This window comes from Citrobacter sp. TBCS-14 (assembly GCF_005280805.1).
Lineage (GTDB): Bacteria > Pseudomonadota > Gammaproteobacteria > Enterobacterales > Enterobacteriaceae > Citrobacter > Citrobacter gillenii.
The window spans coordinates 1-202 of the sequence record NZ_SZWM01000399.1; the positions used below are offsets into that span (position 1 = coordinate 1).

Below are 202 nucleotides of genomic sequence, written 5' to 3' on the forward strand. Positions count from 1 at the left end.
GCACAGTGAGATCAGCATTCCGTTGGATCTACTGGTCAATCAAAACCTGACGCTGGGTACTGAATGGAACCAGCAGCGCATGAAGGACATGCTGTCTAACTCGCAGACCTTTATGGGCGGTAATATTCCAGGCTACAGCAGCACCGATCGCAGCCCATATTCGAAAGCCGAGATCTTCTCTTTGTTTGCCGAAAACAACATG

At 49.5% G+C, this 202-nt stretch carries 1 protein-coding gene; it reads left to right on the forward strand.

Going from position 1 to position 202, the window contains the following annotated elements; all coding sequences use genetic code 11:
- Positions 1-202 (forward strand): hypothetical protein (locus FDX22_RS15780; protein ID WP_146717438.1); only part of this gene is annotated, 202 nt, incomplete at both ends.